Origin of the sequence: Stappia sp. TSB10GB4 (genome assembly GCF_900185745.1) — a bacterium.
Taxonomy (GTDB): Bacteria; Pseudomonadota; Alphaproteobacteria; order Rhizobiales; family Stappiaceae; genus Stappia.
The window spans coordinates 55,114-71,496 of record NZ_FYAV01000024.1 but is presented as its reverse complement, the minus strand read 5'-3'; the positions used below and the strand labels follow the sequence as shown (position 1 = coordinate 71,496).

Below are 16,383 nucleotides of genomic sequence, written 5' to 3'. Positions count from 1 at the left end.
CCGGGGAAGCACAAGCGCGGCTCAGGAGCCCACCCGATCCATGGCCTCATTCCTCTCGCCGCCCGAAGCCTCCGACGCCCTCATCGCGGCCGCCGCGCGCGAGGCCGCCGGCGACTTCGACGGTGCGCTCGACATCTACCGGGCGCTGATGACCCGCGACCCGGACGATTTCGAGGCCCGCTACCGCGCCGGCACCGCGATGATGCGCAAGGGCGACCTCGACGAGGCGGTGACGCTGCTGCGCCAGGTGGTGTTCTCCCGGCCCGAGCACGGCCCCGCCCGCGCCAATCTCGGCAATGCCCTGCTGCTGCTCGGCCGCGACGAGCAGGCCCGCGAGGCGTTTCTCGCCGTGCTCGACTTCGACCGCGACAACCGCAACGCCCTCTATGGCCTGTCCACCATCCTGATCCGCTCCGGCCGCCACGCCGAGGCCGCGCCCCATGCCCGCCGCCTGCTCAAGGCGATGCCGGAAAGCGCCGCCGCCCTCACGCTCGACGCCGACGCCCAGGCGCCGCTCGGCAATGTCGCCGCGGCCATCGCCCAGTACCGCCAGGCCCTGCGCCTCGACGAGACCTATGTGCCGGCGCTCAAGGGACTTGCCCGGACCCTGTTCCGCCAGGCCCGCGTTGAGGAGGCACTCGACGCCGCAACCCAGGCGGTGGTGCGCGGGGCGGCAGATGCCGAGATCATGGCGCTGCTCGGCTCGATCCATCTTGCCGGCGAGCGCTGGAGCGAGGCGATCGAGGCCTTTGCCGGCGCGCAGGAGCTCGAACCCGACAATCCCGACCACCCGATCCAGCTCAGCCATGCCTGCCGCAAGGCAGGCGACCTGGCCGGCGCCCTGTCCAATGCCCGCGCTGCATGGGAGCTGGATGGCGACAACCGTGCCGCCGGCAACGCGCTCGGCACCGCGCTCGCGGCCGCCGGCGCCGGGCTGCAGGCGCGCAGCGTGCTGATGGCTGCGGGCCAGCGCGACCGGGTGCCGGAAGGGGTCTGGCGCGATCTCGACGTGCTGGTGCCGCAACTCGAGCGACAAGCGCTGGAGCGGGCGCAGGAGGCCGCCGAGCGTGCCGAGCGCCTGCTGTCCGAACGACAGCAGGACGACGCAGCGGCCACAGTCGCGCCGACGGGACCCGCAGCCGAGGACATTGCCCCGCAGGGCGCGCAAGAGGCTGCGCAGACGGAAACCGACCCACCGGGCGAGACGCGACGGGACCAGGAGAACCTGCCGCTCTTTCCCGGCATATGACGAGGGCCCGGCATCTGAGGCGGGCCCGGCATCTGACACAGGACGGCATCTGACGCAGGACGGCGACGGTCTCAGGCTTCCTCGCGCCGCCGCAGCAAGGCGATGAAGAAGCCATCGGTCGCGGTGCGCGCCGGGCTCAGCGTTGCAAAGCCGGGCGCCTCGAAACGCGGACGCGGCGCCGCCTCCCCGAACAACTCCGTCCAGCGCGACTCCAGCGAGATCGCCTCGAAGCCGGGAACCTCGGCCAGAAAGCCCCGCACCTGCTCGCCATTCTCGCAAGGCAGCAGCGAACATGTCGCGTAGAGGAGATGGCCGCCCGGGCGCACATGCCGGCTGGCCGATAACAACACCTCGTGCTGCTCGCGCACCCGCGCGGCAAGGGCATTGGGCGTGATACGCCACTTGGAATCCGGCCGCCTGCGCCACACGCCGGTGCCCGAACACGGCACGTCGACGAAAACGAGATCCATCCGCCCTTCCAGGTCGGTGAGGGTCGCCGCCTCCGGGTCTCGCACCTGGACATTGCGCGCGCCCGCCCGCTGCAGACGCTCGAAGATCGGCGCGAGCCGCAGCTTGCTGGCGTCATGAGCGTAGATCTGCCCGCGATTGCCCATCTCGCCGGCCAGCGCCAGCGTCTTGCCACCGCCGCCGGCGCAATAATCCAGCACCTGCGCCGGCTCGACGGACGCAGCAACGAGCGCCGCCACCTGGCTCGCCTCGTCCTGCAACTCGAACCAGCCCTTGCGGAAGCCCTCTTCCGCCTGAACGTGCGGCGCCCGCTCCTTGCCGAGCGGCGGCTCGATCCGCAGCCCCACCGGCGAGATCGCGGTCGCGTGCAAGGAGAGGTGAGAGAGCTTGCGCAGCAGGCGCTCGCGGTCGCCCTTCAGCAGGTTGACGCGCAGGTCGATCGGCGCGCGGGCGGCAAGCGCCCTGCCCTCCTCGATCGCGGCATCGCCGAAAGCCTCGTGGAACTGCGGCCACAGCCACTCGGGAATGTCGGCCGCCACATGCGGCGCCATCTCGACCGGAGCCTCTGCGGCAAGCCGCGCCGCCTCCTCCTGCGTCACCGCCTCGGGCGCGAAACGGTCGCCATCGAGCACCGCGGCAAGACCGTCGACGCCGAAGCCCCAGATTCGCGCATAGGTGGCCAGCACCAGCGCGCGCGGGCTCTCGTCCTGCATGATCGCAGCCAGCGACAACCGCCGCCGCAGCGCATCGAACACGAGGTTGCCAATGACCAGCCGGTCGCCGGAGCCGGCAAAGCGATGCTGCCGGCCCCAATCGCGCAACGCCTCCTGCACCGGCCGGCGCGCCTGCTCGACATCGCCGAGAATCTCGATTGCCGCAGCCAGGCGGCCTCCGTCCTTCATGCTTCGTGTCCTCGAAATCCGTCCATGCGCGCCAGCAGGTCGCGACATCGCCCGCGTCGCGCCGCTGCCCGACGGCACGACGCCAAAGACCCTGCCAGCCGATCCCGGCCTGACCGGGACTGCACCCTTTCGGCTGCTTTAGCCGATCCTCCGCGCCTTGCCAATGTCTGGCACCGCCGCGACAGGGTGGCGTGGCATGTCGTTTTCGCGAGCAGCCTTCACCCTGGGATTGTTTGAAAGTCAACCTTAAGTAGTGACGCCTCGATATTATTGACAGAGCACACCAAACATACAACCAATACGTGCTTATGAGTAGAATACAAATAACGCTTCCATAACGTCACTGAGTGCCAAATCTTGTTTATCGGAGGAGGATGCCATGAAAAGCGACATCAGACAGCCGACCGAAAGTACATTTACCGACCCGGATAAGGAAATTCGGGCGTGGAAAGCGTTCTTCTCCTATGCCGCCCAGGACGTTGACGGAGCCTCGCCCGAGTTGCTCGTCGCCTGCGCCCATCGCCTTCTGGAGATGTCGCGGGAACCCCGCGCGCCGCGCCGCGGCGGCCGGCGGCGCGGCCCACAGGCGCAGGTTGCGGACGCCGCTCTCGGGTAATCGGCCGGCACGATCCGGAAAAACCGGTCCAGAAAACGACACCGGGCGGAAGATCTCTTCCGCCCGGTGCCGGCTGATATTCCTTCTCGACCGTCGCCGTCCTCAGACGCCGCCGGGGTAGTTCGGGCTCTCGCGGGTGATAGTCACATCGTGGGCGTGGCTTTCACGCAGGCCCGCGCCGGAGATCCGCACGAAGCGCGCCTTGTCCTGCAGATCCGCGATGGTACGGGCCCCAACATAGCCCATGGCCGCGCGCAGGCCGCCGCCGAGCTGGTGCAGGACGCTGGCAAGCGGCCCCTTGTAGGGAACCTGACCCTCGATGCCTTCCGGCACCAGCTTCAAGGTGTCGCGCACTTCCGCCTGGAAGTAGCGGTCGGCGGAGCCGCGCGCCATCGCGCCGACGGACCCCATGCCGCGATACGCCTTGTAGGAGCGGCCCTGGTGCAGGTAGACCTCGCCGGGGCTCTCGTCCGTGCCCGCCAGCAGCGAGCCGACCATCGCGGCGGAGGCACCGGCCGCCAGCGCCTTGGCAAGATCGCCCGAGAACTTGATGCCGCCGTCGGCGACGATCGGCACCCCGTCCTTCTCGGCAACCGCGCAGGCCTCCATGATCGCGGTGAGCTGCGGCACCCCGACGCCGGCGACGATCCGGGTGGTGCAGATCGAGCCCGGACCGATGCCGACCTTGACCGCGTCGGCACCGGCGTCGATCAGCGCCCGCGTGCCGTCGCCCGTGGCGACGTTGCCGGCAAGGACCTGCACGGCATTCGACTGCGCCTTGACCCGGCGCACCATCTCCAGCACCCGCTCGGAATGACCATGGGCGGTGTCGACGACCAGAAGGTCGACGCCGGCATCGATCAGCCGCTCGGCCCGCTCGAAACCCTCCGGCCCGACGCTGGTTGCCGCCGCGACCCGCAGTCGGCCCTGCTCGTCCTTGGAAGCGTTGGGGTTGAGCTGAGCCTTCTCCATGTCCTTGACGGTGATCAGACCGATGCAGTGGTTGCGGTCGTCGACCACCAGCAGCTTTTCGATCCGATGCGCATGCAGCAGCCGCTTGGCCTCGGCCTGGCTCACGCTGTCGCGCACCGTGACCAGCCCCTCGCGGGTCATCAGCTCGGCGATGCGCTGCGCCGGATCGGAGGCGAAGCGCACGTCGCGGTTGGTCAGAATGCCGACCAGCCGGCCGACATGATGCCCGCCCGAGCCGCCGTTCTCGACCACCGGCACGCCGGAAATGCCGAAATGCTGCATCAGGTCCAGCGCTTCCTGCAGCGTCGCCTCGGGGCCGATCACCAGCGGGTTGACCACCATGCCGGACTCGAACTTCTTGACCTGGCGGACCTGCTCGGCCTGCTGATCGATGGTCAGATTGCGGTGAATCACGCCGATGCCGCCGGCCTGGGCCATGGCAATGGCAAGCCGCCCCTCGGTGACGGTGTCCATGGCGCTCGACAGGATCGGCAGGTTGAGCTCCAGCTCCCGCGTCACCCGGGTACGAAGATCCGTTTCCGCCGGCAGGACCTCCGAATGGCCCGGCATCAGCAGGACGTCGTCGAAGGTCAGAGCCTCCGTACCGTGAATGGACTGGTAGAATGCGGGCATCGGCCAATTCCCCTTTCAGGAAAAACGACCCTGGTCCGGACGGGAGGCGTCCGGAGGAGCGGTCGCAGATGGGAGAAGTTGGCGCGGGTCATTAACACGCGTACGACGGGAAGGGAAGCGCGATCACGGAAGGACTTGTCCCTTCGCGGTCTTTTCTTAACGGCACCGATGCGGCGAGTGTCTTTCGCTCAGTCCTTGCGGCCGCGAAAACCCTTCGCCAGAACATAAAGTTCCGGGCTTTCCTTGCGGCTCGCCGGCGGCTTGATGTGATGCACCGTCTGGTAGTCGCGCTTCAGTTCGGCGAGCTGGTCGTTCTCGGCTCCGCCGCGAAAGACCTTGGACAGGAAGGCGCCGCCCGGCGCCAGGGTCTCGCGGGCAAAAAGGGCGGCGACCTCGAACAGGTGAGTCGTGCGCAGGTGGTCGGTCTGACGGTGGCCGGTGGTCGGCGCCGCCATGTCGGAGATCACCAGGTCCGGCGCATGGCCGCCAAGCGCCTGGAGCAGGGCTTGCGGCGCGTCGTCGTCGAGAAAGTCCTTCTGCAGCAGCACCACGCCGGGGAGCGGCTCCATCTCCAAATAGTCGATGCCGACGATCAGCGGATCCTCATCGGTGGACCCGGTCTTCGCTGCCGCCACCTGGCACCAGCCGCCGGGCGCAGCGCCGAGATCGACGATCCTCTGGCCCGGCTTCAGCAGCTTGTGCTTCTCATCGATCTCCAGCAGCTTGTAGGCCGCGCGCGAGCGATAGCCGTCGATCTTCGAGCGGCGGACATAGGGATCGTTGAGCTGGCGCTGCAGCCAGCGGGTAGAGGAATTCGACCGCTTGCGCGCGGTCTTCACCCGCTCGAACATGCCGCGGTCGCCGCGTCCGCGGCCCGAAGTGGTCATTGCCTTGTCCTATCTCGTGCGCCCGCGCGGGCGCTGTCGGTGCGGCGGCTTTCGGCGCCAGACATTGTCGGCCGCCATCAGCTCCATCAGGATGCCCTCGCGCAAGCCCCGGTCGGCGACACGCAGCCGCTGGCACGGCCAGCGCCGTCGGATCGCCTCGAGGATCGCACAGCCCGCCAGCACGAGATCGGCCCGGTCGGCGCCGATGCACGGGTTGTCGACGCGCTCCTCATACGGCATCGCACGCAGCCGCTCAATCATCGCCGAGACATCCTCGGTGTCCATCCACGCCCCGTCGACCCGGCGCCGGTCGTAGCGCTTGAGGCCGAAATGCACGCCGGCCAGCGTCGTGACGGTGCCGGATGTGCCGAGCATGTGCACCTTGCCGTCGCAGATCGCCGCGCTGAGTTCCCGTCCCAGCGAGAAGGCCTCCAGATGCGCGCGGGCATCGTTGACCATCGCCTCGAACGTGTCGGTCGTGACATGGCGTCCGCCATGGCGTTCCGCAAGGTTGACGACGCCGACGGGCAGCGAGATCCAGGCGCGGATGAAGCGGGTGAGCGCCACGCCGCGCGCGCCGCAGCGGTTGCGCAGGTCCAGCCAGACGATCTCCGACGATCCGCCGCCGATGTCGAACAGCACCACGCCATTGGCATCCGGACACACGAGCGACGCGCAGCCCGCGACCGCGAGCCGCGCCTCGGTCTCCCGCGAGGCGATCTCCAGGGCAAGTCCGGTTTCCTGCCGCACCCGCTCGATGAATTGCGGCCCGTTTTCCGCCGCGCGGCAGGCTTCCGTAGCGATCAGGCGGAAACGATCGACCCCCCGCTCCTCCAGCTTGTCGCGGCAACAGACCAGCGCTTCCAGCGCCCGCTCCATCGCCGGCTCGCTCAGCCGGTTGGTATGGCCCAGCCCCTCGCCCAGCCGGACGATGCGCGAATAGGCATCGACCACGCGAAAGCCGCGCTGCTCGGGCCGTGCCACCAGCAGGCGGCAATTGTTGGTGCCAAGATCGAGCGCCGCATAGAGCCGCCCCGGCGGCTCCGCCTCTGGCCCGGCTACCGCATGCCCATGCGGCGGCGGCCGGTGGGCCACGGGTTCGTCCCGCCCGCGCGCCGGCAACCCGGACGCGCAGTGGGGCACCGCCGCGTGCACCTGGTCCGCCGGGCGGCCGTGTTTCCCAGAGCCCTCGCCATGGCTGCCGGGGCCCGATTGCCCAGCCCCCCACCCTGCCTGCTGTCCGGTCGTCGGCACACCACGCCGCAGCGCCGCAGCCTCCCGCGCCCCTGCTTGCGGCTGTTCCTTGTACCGGATCGCGGCCCTGCCGGCCTGCGGCGCAGTCTGCGCGCGCGTTGCCGGCTCGGCTTGGCCCGCCGTCTCGGCGGGTGTCTGCCCTTCGGCCCGGCTCGCAGCCGTTCGGCTGGCATCCGTGCGGCTGGCATCTGTCTGGCTGGTGTCCGTCCGGCTGGCATCGGCACGCCGCTCCGCCCGGTTGGGGCGGTGGCGCTTGCGCGCCCGCTTTCGGCTGCCCGCGGATGCAGCTTTCCCGTTCACGCCCCCTGGTGGTGGCGCGCCGACGGCGTTCGCTCCGGCATCCCGGTCTCCGGCCGTGCGTGCCGCACCTTGCCCGGAGCCCCCGGCCGGGGCGCCAGCGGCGCCCTTCGGCCTGCGTCTCTTCCGGGACCTCTTGCGCTTGGCGGGCCCTGTGCCGGCGCCTGTCGCGTCGTTCTGTCCCGGTGTCGAGCCGGGATGCAGCCGGCTGTCGCCCGGCTCCATCTGTCCCGATTCGCTCACAGTCTGTCCTTACCGGCACCCATGGGTGCCTCTGCCTTCCTGTGTCGGCCGCATCGTGGCCGCCGCCAGAAAACGCATTGTCGTTGGGGAGAGTTTACCACCATATCCGCCGCCCGCAACGTTCTGCCCCACGGGAAGCCCCCCGACAGCCGCAAATCCCATGGCACGCGCTGCCCCGCGCGCGTCCCGACCTTGCGCGCGCGCCCTCTGCCAACCCCGGATATGCACAGGCTGGGGCAGCATTTTTTCCAAGGACCGGCATCCGTGCTTGACAGCGCGGGTCCAGATTCATAAAAAGCCGCCCATGGATGCGCTGCCGTTCGCGCGGCAGGCGCCGGGGAGTTTTTTCCTGAAGGGCATCTTTCCTGAAGAGCATCTCCGGCCGGACTGCATCGCCAAAGGCTCCAGAGCCGGCATGGCTGTTGCAGGTCCAGATGTCCGGTCACATCCGGAAAGAGCATCCATCGGCATTGGGGAATAGGTTAACGGTAGACCCACGGACTCTGACTCCGTTAGTCCTGGTTCGAATCCAGGTTCCCCAGCCAACCTCCCTGTCTCATAGGCTCACCCTCCCCGCCAGACTTGCCCTCCCCCGCGGCGCTTCCGGTCACGGTATCTGTCATCGCGTGTGAAAGCACTCCAGTCCACGGCCTGAAGGGCGCGTACCACCATAGAGGCCGCGCGCGCCGCTGCACCGCGCCGCAAGAACGGGCGGACGGGCCCGCCCGCGTCAGGTGCCGCCCCTCGCCTTGACGGCATGGGTCAGGACGGCGCCCATCTCGTAATAGGCCTCGCGCACGGGAACGAAGCTCTCGCGGTGGCTGGTCACCGGCGCGACGGGCAGGACGGTGTCGTCGCCGGTCAAAAGCGCCTCGGCCGCAAGCGTGCCGAAAGTGGTGCCCGGCCCGATCCCCCGGCCGGAATAGCCGAAGCAGGCCAGGGCCGAGGTGCCGAAGCGCAGGATCTTGGGGATGTGATCGCCGGTCATGGCGATGCGGCCGGACCAGTCATGTTCGAACGGCAGGTCGCCCAGTTCCGGGAAGGTCTGACGCAGCTTGCGGCGCGCCCAGCTCATGTGGACAGCCCGTCCCGGCCCTTCCAGATTGCCGATGCCGCCGATGATGAAGCGGCCCTGCGCGTCCATGCGGAACGAGGACATGACCAGATCCGTATCCCAGCAGCCCTGGCGCCCCGGCAGGATGCGCAAGCGCAGGTCCTGCGGGATCGGCACGGTCGCGGCCTGGAAATAGTTGACGGCGACGATCTCCGGGCGTGTGCCCATGTCGATCCCGTCGAAATAGGCGTTGGTCGCCAGCAGCAGGCTGCGCGCCCGCACCGGCTGACCGTTCACGCTCAGATGCCAGTGCTGGTCCTCGCGCCGCACCCGGCTGACGCGGCTGTGCTCGAACACCTGCGCCCCCGCCGAAATTGCCGCCCGCGCCAGACCCAGCGCATAGGACAGCGGCTGGATCGTACCCGCACGCGGATCGAACAGCGCGCCGTGAAAGGCCCTGCTGCCGGTGCGGCGGGCCGCTTCCGCCGCATCCAGCAATTGCAGCGGCCAGCCGAGGGCCGTACCCTGGCGGTGCCGCTCGGCCAGATCGCGAAAGCCGGCAGGCGCATGAGCCAGATGCAGCGTGCCCTGCCGCGTCGCCTCGCACTCGATGCCCTCGCGCTCGATCAGCGACCACACCCGGCGCGGCGCATCGGCCAGCAGCGCCATCAGCCGCCCGCCCGCCTCGGCGCCCATTGCCCTGACGACCTCTTCGGGGGGCAGCCAAAGCCCCGCATTGACCAGCCCGACATTGCGCCCCGAACCACCGTGGCCGAAGGTCTCGCCCTCGAACACGGCGACCGAGGCGCCGCGCCGCGCGCCCTCCAGCGCCGCGGCCTGGCCGGTGAAGCCGCCGCCGATGATCGCCAGGTCCACGTCCAGCGGGCGGTCCAGCGCCGGTGCCTCGACCCGAACAGCAGAACTCGCCCGCCAAAGATTTCCCTTGCTGGTCATGGAAGCGTCCCCGAACGTGCCCGCCTGATCCGGGCGATTTGACATTGGCGTGAGCATAAATCGCGAAACCTGCTAAAAAAGCGCGATTTCGTCACCGATACTCAAGGAAAACTCACATGATCGCGCCGCGTCGGTTCCTGCCCTCGATCCCCTCGCTGCTGGCGCTGGAAGCGGTGGACCGGCTGGGGTCGGTGACGGCAGCGGCGCAGGATCTGGCGCTGACCCACTCCGCCGTCAGCCGTCAGTTGACCGTACTGGAAGAGCAGCTTGGCGTCGAACTGCTGCGCCGCGAAGGGCGCGGCGTCCGGCTGACCGACAGTGGCCGCGACTATGCCCAATCCGCGCGGAACTGCCTGCAGGATCTGGCCGACGCCAGCTTGCGCATCCGTGCCGCCGGGACGCGGATCAGCCTGAACCTTGCCATCCGCCCGGCCTTCGGCATGTCCTGGCTGGCGCCGCGGCTGCGCATCTATGCCGCGCGCCATCCCGACATCTCGATCAATCTCGGCACGCGCTTGACGCCTTTCGACTTCGCGCAGGAGCGCTTCGACGCGGCGATCCACTTCGGGCTGCGCGACTGGCCGGGCATGTGCTGGCTGGATCTTGCCGGCGAAGAGGTCATCCCCTGCTGTGCCCCGGCCCTGCTCCCGGATCGCATCGACGATCCGCAGGCGCTGCTGGCGCTGCCGCTTCTGCATCTGGAAGGCCGCCCCGGCGCCTGGGAGGAGTGGTTCCAGGCCCAAGGAACCGAGGCCTCGCGCCTGCGGGGCATGCTGTTCGACCAGTTCGCCACCCTGGCCGAGGCGGCGGTGCTGGGCTTTGGACTGGCCCTGTTGCCCCGCCCCATGGCCGAGGCCGAGTTCCATCGTGGCCGGCTGGTGCCGGCCTTCGATCGCTATGCCCCCACGCAGGGCCGCTATGCGCTGGTCTGGCCCGAGGCGCGCCCGCCCTCGCCCGCCCTGGCGGATCTGATCGCGCTGCTTGAGGAGCTGCGCGAGCCCTGATCCCCGGCAGTCTCGCGCCGGGGGAAACACAACACGGCCGCCACTGGGCGGGAGCCCGGCGGCGGCCTGCATCGCGGGGTCTTGCCTCGCCTCAGATGTCGAACTTGACGCCCTGGGCCAGCGGCAGCGCGGTGGAGTAGTTGATCGTGTTGGTCGCGCGGCGCATGTAGCCCTTCCACGCGTCCGAACCGCTTTCACGGCCGCCGCCGGTCTCCTTCTCGCCGCCGAAGGCGCCGCCGATCTCGGCGCCCGAGGTGCCGATGTTCACGTTGGCGATGCCGCAATCCGAGCCGGCGGACGACAGGAACATCTCCATCTCGCGCATATCCAGCGTGAAGATCGAGGACGACAGGCCCGCGCCCACTGCATTGTGCTGGGCGATGGCGTCGGTCAGGTCCTGGTAGCGCATCACATACAGGATCGGCGCGAAGGTCTCCTCCAACACCGGGCCGGTCTGGCTGGGCATCTCGACCAGCGCCGGGCGGGCGTAATAGCCGTCCTGGCCGACGGTGACGCGCTCGCCGCCATGGACGGTACCGCCGGCCGCGCGGGCAGCATCCAGCGCCGACTGCATGGCATCGAAGGCGGCCTTGTCGATCAGCGGGCCGACCAGCGCATCGGTCTCCAGCGGATTGCCGACGCTGACCTGGCCATAGACCTTGATCAGTTTCGGCACGATCTGATCGTAGACACTGTCATGCACGAACAGCCGCCGCATCGTCGTGCAGCGCTGGCCCGCCGTGCCCATGGCGCCGAAGGCAACCGCGCGCAGCGCCATGTCCAGATCGGCGGACGGCGTGACGATGCCCGCATTGTTGCCGCCCAGTTCCAGGATCGCCCGGCCGAAGCGCGCCGCGACCTTGGGACCGACGATCCGCCCCATGCGGGTCGAGCCGGTGGCCGAGATCACCGGCACGCGCGTGTCCTCGACCAGCGCCGCGCCGATCTGCGGGCCGCCGATCAGCACCTGCGACAGGTTCGCGGGCGCATCGCCAAAGCGCGCCAGCGCGCGGTCCAGGATCGCCTGGCAGGCGAGCGCGGTCAGCGGCGTCTTCTCCGAGGGCTTCCAGACCACGCTGTTGCCGCAGACCAGCGCCAGCGCCGCGTTCCACGACCAGACCGCGACCGGGAAATTGAACGCCGAGATGATGCCGACCACGCCCAGCGGATGCCAGGTCTCCATCATCCGGTGGCCGGGACGCTCGGTGGCGATGGTCAGGCCGTAGAGCTGGCGCGACAGGCCGACGGCGAAGTCGCAGATGTCGATCATCTCCTGGACTTCGCCCAGCCCTTCCGAGGTGCTCTTGCCCGCCTCGATCGAGACCAGCCGGCCCAGGTCGCTCTTGCTGGCCCGCAGTTCCTCACCCAGCAGGCGCACCAATTCGCCCCGCCGCGGAGCAGGAACGCCGCGCCAGTCCAGAAAGGCCTTGTGCGCGTCGGCGATGATGCGATCGGTCGTGGCGAGGTCATGGGTCGCGATGGCCGCGACCTGCTCGCCCGTCAGCGGCGAGAAGGTGGCCAGATCGCCGCCGGTCAGCAGGTCGGGCGAGAGGCTAAGCCGGGAAAAGATCTCGGCGGTGGCGGCGGTCAGCTTGGTCATCGGAATGTTCCCTTGTCGACGTTCAGCTATCGGCGGTCATGTATCGGTTTTCAGGCCCTGTCGGCGGCGCGGCGGCGTTGTCCAGGTCCGGTCACCGGCCTCACGCGTCGGGCCCGTTCCGGTCGAGCGGATCCGGTCGAGCCGTTCTGCGCCACGTCAGCTCCTTGAGCGGGTGATCGCCTCTTGCATCTGCATAAAGCATGGATCATCGATTGAATCGTGCTAATATCTCATGAGTTGATGCAGGATGCGCATGGATCTTCGCCGCCGACTGATACCCGACATGATCATGCTGCAGTCGTTCGACAGCGCGGCACGACACCTGAACTTTACCCGCGCGGCCGAGGAATTGCACCTGACGCAGAGCTCGATCTCGCGCCATGTCCAGGATCTCGAGGCGCAACTGGGCGTCGCGCTGTTCAACCGGGTGCGCCGGCAGGTCGTGCTGACGCCGGCGGGATTGCAATTCCAGCGCGAGGCGGCGCGGCTCTTGCAGGACAGCCGGACGATGATGATGCGCGCCTTGCACACCGGCGACAGCCCCGAGGTGCTGCGCATCGCCACGCTGCCGACCTTTGCCGGCCGCTGGCTGGTGCCGCGCCTGCCCCGCTTCTGTGCCGACCATCCGGGCTTGCAGATCGACGTCATCACCTATGACGCTCCCTTTCCGCTGGAGCGGGAGCATTGCGACCTGGCCTTTCACTTCGGCGACCCGGTCTGGCCGCAGGGCGAGTGCCGTTATCTGTGCAGCGAGCAGGTCGTCGCCGTCTGCGCGCCGCAGCTCCTGCCAGACCCGGCCGAGCCGGTCGAGACGGTGTTGGCACGCCTGCCGCTGTTGCAGAATGCCGGTCGCCCGCTGCAATGGCAGGACTGGCTGACCCAGGCAGGGTTTGAACGGGATTTCAGCCTGCGCGGGCCGCGCTTCGACAGCTTTGCCACCACCATTGCCGCGGCGCAGGCGGGGCTCGGCGTGGCGCTGCTGCCCGACTATCTGATCGAGACCGAACTGGCCACCGGCGAGTTGCTGATGCTGGATGCCCCGGCCCTCGTCTCCTCTGCCGCCTATTACATCGCGATGCCCGATCAGAGCCCGCGCGGCCAGTTGGCCCAAGCCTTCGCGAACTGGGCCTGCGCGCAGGTCCGCAAGCGCTAGCCTTATCGGTCGTGCCCGTGCAAGCCCGTCGAGCGCGAGCGCGCATGTTGGCTTCCCCGTCACTGGCCATGTCAGCGATCGGACCCGGACTATTCCGCGGCGTCGCCGAAAATCGACTTGGATTGAGAACCATAGCTCGTGAGATCGACCGAGGCCCCGGCTGCGATGGCAGCAAACGCCTCCCGCACCACGTCAGGCTTGGCGTCCTTTGGAAGAAACCGAAACACACTGGCCGCCAGATAATCGAGGCGTTCCTCGAACGCGAGCCAGCGGCGCTCTTCCGCCTCGGCCACCTGACCCGTGGTGTTCGACCCAGCGAAGATATCGAGGACGACATCTGCCGGATCGGTCAGGAACCTTATGAAGAACTCCGGTAGCTTCGCCGGGAACCGCGCAGGATGTGGGGGCGTCTCGACCAGCTTGCATCCCGACACATACACGCCGTTGGATTCCGTGTTGGAGATCTGCAACAAATTCGACGGGATCGCACCACCGTTGTTCTTCGCGAAACCCTTCCCAATTCCATGTCCAGACGGACGGGTTCCGGGTTTGTAGAACTTAGCCGGATCCTCCATGAGCTTGAGCATCCTGTCCGAATACGGCACCAGGACCTTCGAAATGTCGGCCTTCGGCCACTCGGTTTTGGAAAACCACCAGAGGTTATTGACGGAGTCCTTTGCCCGAATCTTCCGCTTGTTCACCCATTCGATGGGCGAAGGCAGCTTCGCCGGATTGTGCCAGTAGAAGTCCTCGGCAAGGAAAAAGCCGATTTCGTCACAGAAGCGAATAGGCAGCCGCAGATGATGCAGGCTCCGGGTCGGAATGCCTTTCTGGTATGCCCCTCCGATGTCCATCACCATGCTGCCTGTGGGCTTCAGCTTGGCGTGAACGAGGCTGGCAAACTCCGCAAGCCAGTCGAGATACTCCGCTTGTCCCTTGTTCCCATAGGCCTTCTGGCGCTGCAACGCGAAAGGGGGAGACGTCATCACTAGATCGACGCTGTCGTCCGGAAGCTGCTTGAGCAACTCTCGCGAATCCCCGCAATACGCCGCCCCAAGAGCGGTCTTATACGCAACGGGGGTTTCAAGCATCTGCAACAGGCCTCGTCTCAAAATCACACTCATAGTGTGTAGACTCATAGTGGTCACAGGTCAATCTCGAAGACGTGACCGACTCGCACACCATATCAGCCAGAGTGACGCTTGCAACAAACCTGAAGCGCCTTCGGCAAGAACTGGAGATCAGCCAGGAAAAGCTGGCTGGCGTTGCTGGCATTCACCGAAATTATCTCGGTGGAATAGAGCGATGCGAGCGAAATGTTGGGCTAGATAACCTGGAGAAGATCGCAAAAGCCCTTGGCGTCTCCCCCGCAGATCTTTTGAAGGAGAGTTGATGCCACCTCATCCGGACTGGGAGCGGCTCGAAACACTTATGCCGGCCGTTCGCGAATTCCAGGCACTTGCCGTGGAACACGGCATCGACGACATCTTTCAAGACAACGGCGGGAAAATTCTGCAAATGCTGCTTGCTCTCAACCTGCAGGGAATTCCCGGGCGAGAGGGCAATGATGCTGTCGATGCCGAAGGATTCGAGTACGAATTGAAAAGCGTCAACATCTGGCTGACGGACAGTTTCTCGACCAACCATCATGTCAACATCCCGATTATCAAAAAATACCGAGAGGTTAAGTGGATCTTCGCGATCTACGAAGGCATAGAAATGCGAAGAGCATACTCGCTGGAGCCGGCCAAACTCGAGACATACTTCTCTGCATGGGAGGAGAAATGGCTCAGATCGGAAAAGGATATCAACAATCCGAAAATTCCGCGCAGTTTCGTCATGCAGGAAGGCACACTTCTCTACACGGACCAACGCGAGTTGGATCTGACGACGGCAGCCGCGATCCGACGCGCAAAAACGAAGGCGTCGGCGGATCGCAGGGCGGCCAAGAAAAAAGCTCAAGCTGATCTCATTGCATTGCAGAAAGAGCCGTGATTCCGCCATTCCCTCCTGACCGTTCAGGATGCCGCAGTTTCCCCCTTGAGAGCACCGAACCGGAAATCGCGATATCCCACCGGCCTCCTCACGCGCGGAGCCTTCAGCATCGCGACCGATCGGCATGCCGCAAGCCAACCAAGGCACTGGAAAGACGCACCGCCATACTCAGCTCTGCCTGGAAGGAAGGCGGCTTACCCGCTCACGGTTGCAGGGACGACATCCGTCGTCTGGTGCAGCCCGATGTTCGCTCCCATGCGGTGCGACAGGCGCGTGGCGATCCGCTGGACACTGGCAATGATGCAATCCTGGCTGGTGTCCTCCAGCCGGTCGACCGGCAGGCTGACAGCGACACCTGCCATCGGCCGGTTGCGCGAATCGAGGACGGACGCACCAAAGCAGATGATCCCTTCGGCCACCTGCTGGTCGTCGACGGAAAAGCCGTTCTGCCGCACCAGCGCGAGTTCCGACAGTAGGGTCTCGATGTCCTTTACGCTGTAGGGCGTGCGGGGCTCCGGAAGCCCGTCGGGATACAATCTCCGGACCTCGAACTCGCTCATATGGCTGAGGAAGGCCTTGCCGGTCGCGGTGAAACAGGCTGGCAGGCGCATGCCGGCGCGAAACTCGATGAGGGAGTGGGAAATGGCCGAATTCCGCGCCGCGATATACACGACCTCGCCCCCTTCCAGCACGGTCAGGGTAATGGTCGCACCCGGCAGTTCGGTCTCTTCGTCCCACAGTGTGGCGAACTCGGCGGCGACATCGGACTGCTGAACGAAGGCGTTGGCCCAGCGCATCACATGCGGGCCGACGCGGAAGGTCTGATCCGGCCTGCGGATCAGCAGTCCCAGCTCCGTGAGCGTGTGGCACAGCGTATGCGCGGAGCTCTTGGCGATCTCGAGTTCCCGGGCGATCTCGGTGAGCGAGGGGGGATTTCTGGCGTGAGTCACGAAATCGAGAATCCGTATGCCCCGCTCCAGCGCAGGCACCAGCCGCGGCTTCAGCCCATCCGTCGCCATCCATTCCTCCTGTGCCCGCTGCAATCTTCGCGAGTGTTCTACGCCCCCCGCCCAGCTTGTCAATTCAGGCAATATATCCGCGT

The 16,383-nt window shown here is 67.0% G+C and carries 15 protein-coding genes and 1 tRNA gene; 8 read left to right on the top strand and 8 right to left on the bottom strand.

The window, feature by feature from the left end:
* Positions 1-40: 40 nt before the first annotated feature.
* Entirely contained in the window at positions 41-1,249 is a 1,209-nt protein-coding gene (locus tag TSB10GB4_RS02290; protein WP_186394392.1) for a tetratricopeptide repeat protein, read from the top strand.
* A 71-nt stretch (positions 1,250-1,320) separates the two neighbouring features.
* Here the strand turns inward: TSB10GB4_RS02290 and TSB10GB4_RS02285 are convergent, their stop codons facing one another.
* Complete coding sequence (locus TSB10GB4_RS02285) at positions 1,321-2,619, bottom strand: RsmB/NOP family class I SAM-dependent RNA methyltransferase (protein WP_186394391.1); 1,299 nt, start codon at positions 2,617-2,619, stop codon at positions 1,321-1,323.
* Positions 2,620-2,998: 379 nt separating this feature from the next.
* Between TSB10GB4_RS02285 and TSB10GB4_RS02280 the strand changes: the two genes are divergently transcribed.
* A complete protein-coding gene (locus tag TSB10GB4_RS02280) occupies positions 2,999-3,235 on the top strand; it encodes a hypothetical protein (protein WP_186394390.1) in 237 nt (78 codons plus the stop codon).
* 102 nt (positions 3,236-3,337) lie between these two features.
* Here the strand turns inward: TSB10GB4_RS02280 and guaB are convergent, their stop codons facing one another.
* The 3 genes from guaB to TSB10GB4_RS23745 form a co-directional block, all read right to left on the bottom strand.
* On the bottom strand, positions 3,338-4,840 hold the full coding sequence (guaB, locus tag TSB10GB4_RS02275) for an IMP dehydrogenase (RefSeq protein ID WP_186394389.1): 1,503 nt from the start codon (positions 4,838-4,840) through the stop codon (positions 3,338-3,340).
* Positions 4,841-5,028: 188 nt separating this feature from the next.
* Positions 5,029-5,727 (bottom strand): RlmE family RNA methyltransferase, encoded by a 699-nt coding sequence (locus tag TSB10GB4_RS02270; RefSeq protein WP_186389186.1) that lies wholly within the window; start codon positions 5,725-5,727, stop codon positions 5,029-5,031.
* A 9-nt stretch (positions 5,728-5,736) separates the two neighbouring features.
* Positions 5,737-6,822, bottom strand: a complete 1,086-nt coding sequence (locus tag TSB10GB4_RS23745; RefSeq protein ID WP_244293163.1) for a Ppx/GppA phosphatase family protein — start codon at positions 6,820-6,822, stop codon at positions 5,737-5,739.
* Between the two features lie 1,003 nt (positions 6,823-7,825).
* Here TSB10GB4_RS23745 and TSB10GB4_RS02260 point away from each other — a divergent pair.
* Both TSB10GB4_RS02260 and TSB10GB4_RS02255 read left to right on the top strand, forming a co-directional pair.
* On the top strand, positions 7,826-8,002 hold the full coding sequence (locus TSB10GB4_RS02260; protein WP_186394388.1) for a hypothetical protein: 177 nt from the start codon (positions 7,826-7,828) through the stop codon (positions 8,000-8,002).
* Positions 7,993-8,066: transfer RNA gene (locus TSB10GB4_RS02255), tRNA-Gln, on the top strand. Before TSB10GB4_RS02260 ends, TSB10GB4_RS02255 begins: the two co-directional genes overlap by 10 nt.
* Positions 8,067-8,251: 185 nt before the next feature.
* On the opposite strand, the gene TSB10GB4_RS02250 is transcribed toward TSB10GB4_RS02255, so the two are convergent.
* Positions 8,252-9,529, bottom strand: a complete 1,278-nt coding sequence (locus tag TSB10GB4_RS02250; RefSeq protein WP_186394387.1) for an FAD-binding oxidoreductase — start codon at positions 9,527-9,529, stop codon at positions 8,252-8,254.
* 116 nt (positions 9,530-9,645) lie between these two features.
* On the opposite strand from TSB10GB4_RS02250, the gene TSB10GB4_RS02245 reads away from it, so the two are divergent.
* The gene (locus TSB10GB4_RS02245) at positions 9,646-10,533 is read left to right on the top strand and encodes a LysR substrate-binding domain-containing protein (RefSeq protein ID WP_186394386.1); all 888 of its coding nucleotides are present in this window, start codon (positions 9,646-9,648) and stop codon (positions 10,531-10,533) included.
* A 91-nt stretch (positions 10,534-10,624) separates the two neighbouring features.
* Here the strand turns inward: TSB10GB4_RS02245 and TSB10GB4_RS02240 are convergent, their stop codons facing one another.
* Positions 10,625-12,133 carry an aldehyde dehydrogenase family protein gene (locus tag TSB10GB4_RS02240; protein ID WP_186394385.1) on the bottom strand — a complete coding sequence of 503 codons (1,509 nt, stop codon included), beginning with the start codon at positions 12,131-12,133 and terminating at the stop codon, positions 10,625-10,627.
* Positions 12,134-12,386: 253 nt separating this feature from the next.
* Here TSB10GB4_RS02240 and TSB10GB4_RS02235 point away from each other — a divergent pair, with 253 nt between their 5' ends.
* Positions 12,387-13,286, top strand: a complete 900-nt coding sequence (locus tag TSB10GB4_RS02235; RefSeq protein ID WP_186394384.1) for a LysR family transcriptional regulator — start codon at positions 12,387-12,389, stop codon at positions 13,284-13,286.
* Positions 13,287-13,375: 89 nt separating this feature from the next.
* Here TSB10GB4_RS02235 and TSB10GB4_RS02230 read toward each other — a convergent pair whose 3' ends face one another.
* Entirely contained in the window at positions 13,376-14,311 is a 936-nt protein-coding gene (locus tag TSB10GB4_RS02230) for a site-specific DNA-methyltransferase (protein WP_244296420.1), read from the bottom strand.
* 140 nt (positions 14,312-14,451) lie between these two features.
* On the opposite strand from TSB10GB4_RS02230, the gene TSB10GB4_RS02225 reads away from it, so the two are divergent.
* The gene (locus TSB10GB4_RS02225; RefSeq protein WP_208984356.1) at positions 14,452-14,679 is read left to right on the top strand and encodes a helix-turn-helix transcriptional regulator; all 228 of its coding nucleotides are present in this window, start codon (positions 14,452-14,454) and stop codon (positions 14,677-14,679) included.
* Entirely contained in the window at positions 14,679-15,281 is a 603-nt protein-coding gene (locus tag TSB10GB4_RS02220; RefSeq protein WP_186394382.1) for a restriction endonuclease, read from the top strand. Before TSB10GB4_RS02225 ends, TSB10GB4_RS02220 begins: the two co-directional genes overlap by 1 nt.
* A 194-nt stretch (positions 15,282-15,475) precedes the next feature.
* On the opposite strand, the gene TSB10GB4_RS02215 is transcribed toward TSB10GB4_RS02220, so the two are convergent.
* Positions 15,476-16,300, bottom strand: coding sequence for an IclR family transcriptional regulator (locus TSB10GB4_RS02215; RefSeq protein ID WP_186394381.1), 825 nt, complete (start codon positions 16,298-16,300; stop codon positions 15,476-15,478).
* Positions 16,301-16,383: the final 83 nt, after the last annotated feature.

Bases quoted from the DNA above. Each gene is read 5' to 3' on its own strand.
- TSB10GB4_RS02290 (WP_186394392.1), top strand. From the start codon at position 41: ATGGCCTCATTCCTCTCGCCGCCCGAAGCCTCCGACGCCCTCATCGCG.
- TSB10GB4_RS02285 (WP_186394391.1), bottom strand. From the start codon at position 2,619: ATGAAGGACGGAGGCCGCCTGGCTGCGGCAATCGAGATTCTCGGCGAT.
- TSB10GB4_RS02280 (WP_186394390.1), top strand. From the start codon at position 2,999: ATGAAAAGCGACATCAGACAGCCGACCGAAAGTACATTTACCGACCCG.
- guaB (WP_186394389.1), bottom strand. From the start codon at position 4,840: ATGCCCGCATTCTACCAGTCCATTCACGGTACGGAGGCTCTGACCTTC.
- TSB10GB4_RS02270 (WP_186389186.1), bottom strand. From the start codon at position 5,727: ATGACCACTTCGGGCCGCGGACGCGGCGACCGCGGCATGTTCGAGCGG.
- TSB10GB4_RS02260 (WP_186394388.1), top strand. From the start codon at position 7,826: ATGGATGCGCTGCCGTTCGCGCGGCAGGCGCCGGGGAGTTTTTTCCTG.
- TSB10GB4_RS02250 (WP_186394387.1), bottom strand. From the start codon at position 9,529: ATGACCAGCAAGGGAAATCTTTGGCGGGCGAGTTCTGCTGTTCGGGTC.
- TSB10GB4_RS02245 (WP_186394386.1), top strand. From the start codon at position 9,646: ATGATCGCGCCGCGTCGGTTCCTGCCCTCGATCCCCTCGCTGCTGGCG.
- TSB10GB4_RS02240 (WP_186394385.1), bottom strand. From the start codon at position 12,133: ATGACCAAGCTGACCGCCGCCACCGCCGAGATCTTTTCCCGGCTTAGC.
- TSB10GB4_RS02235 (WP_186394384.1), top strand. From the start codon at position 12,387: ATGGATCTTCGCCGCCGACTGATACCCGACATGATCATGCTGCAGTCG.
- TSB10GB4_RS02220 (WP_186394382.1), top strand. From the start codon at position 14,679: ATGCCACCTCATCCGGACTGGGAGCGGCTCGAAACACTTATGCCGGCC.
- TSB10GB4_RS02215 (WP_186394381.1), bottom strand. From the start codon at position 16,300: ATGGCGACGGATGGGCTGAAGCCGCGGCTGGTGCCTGCGCTGGAGCGG.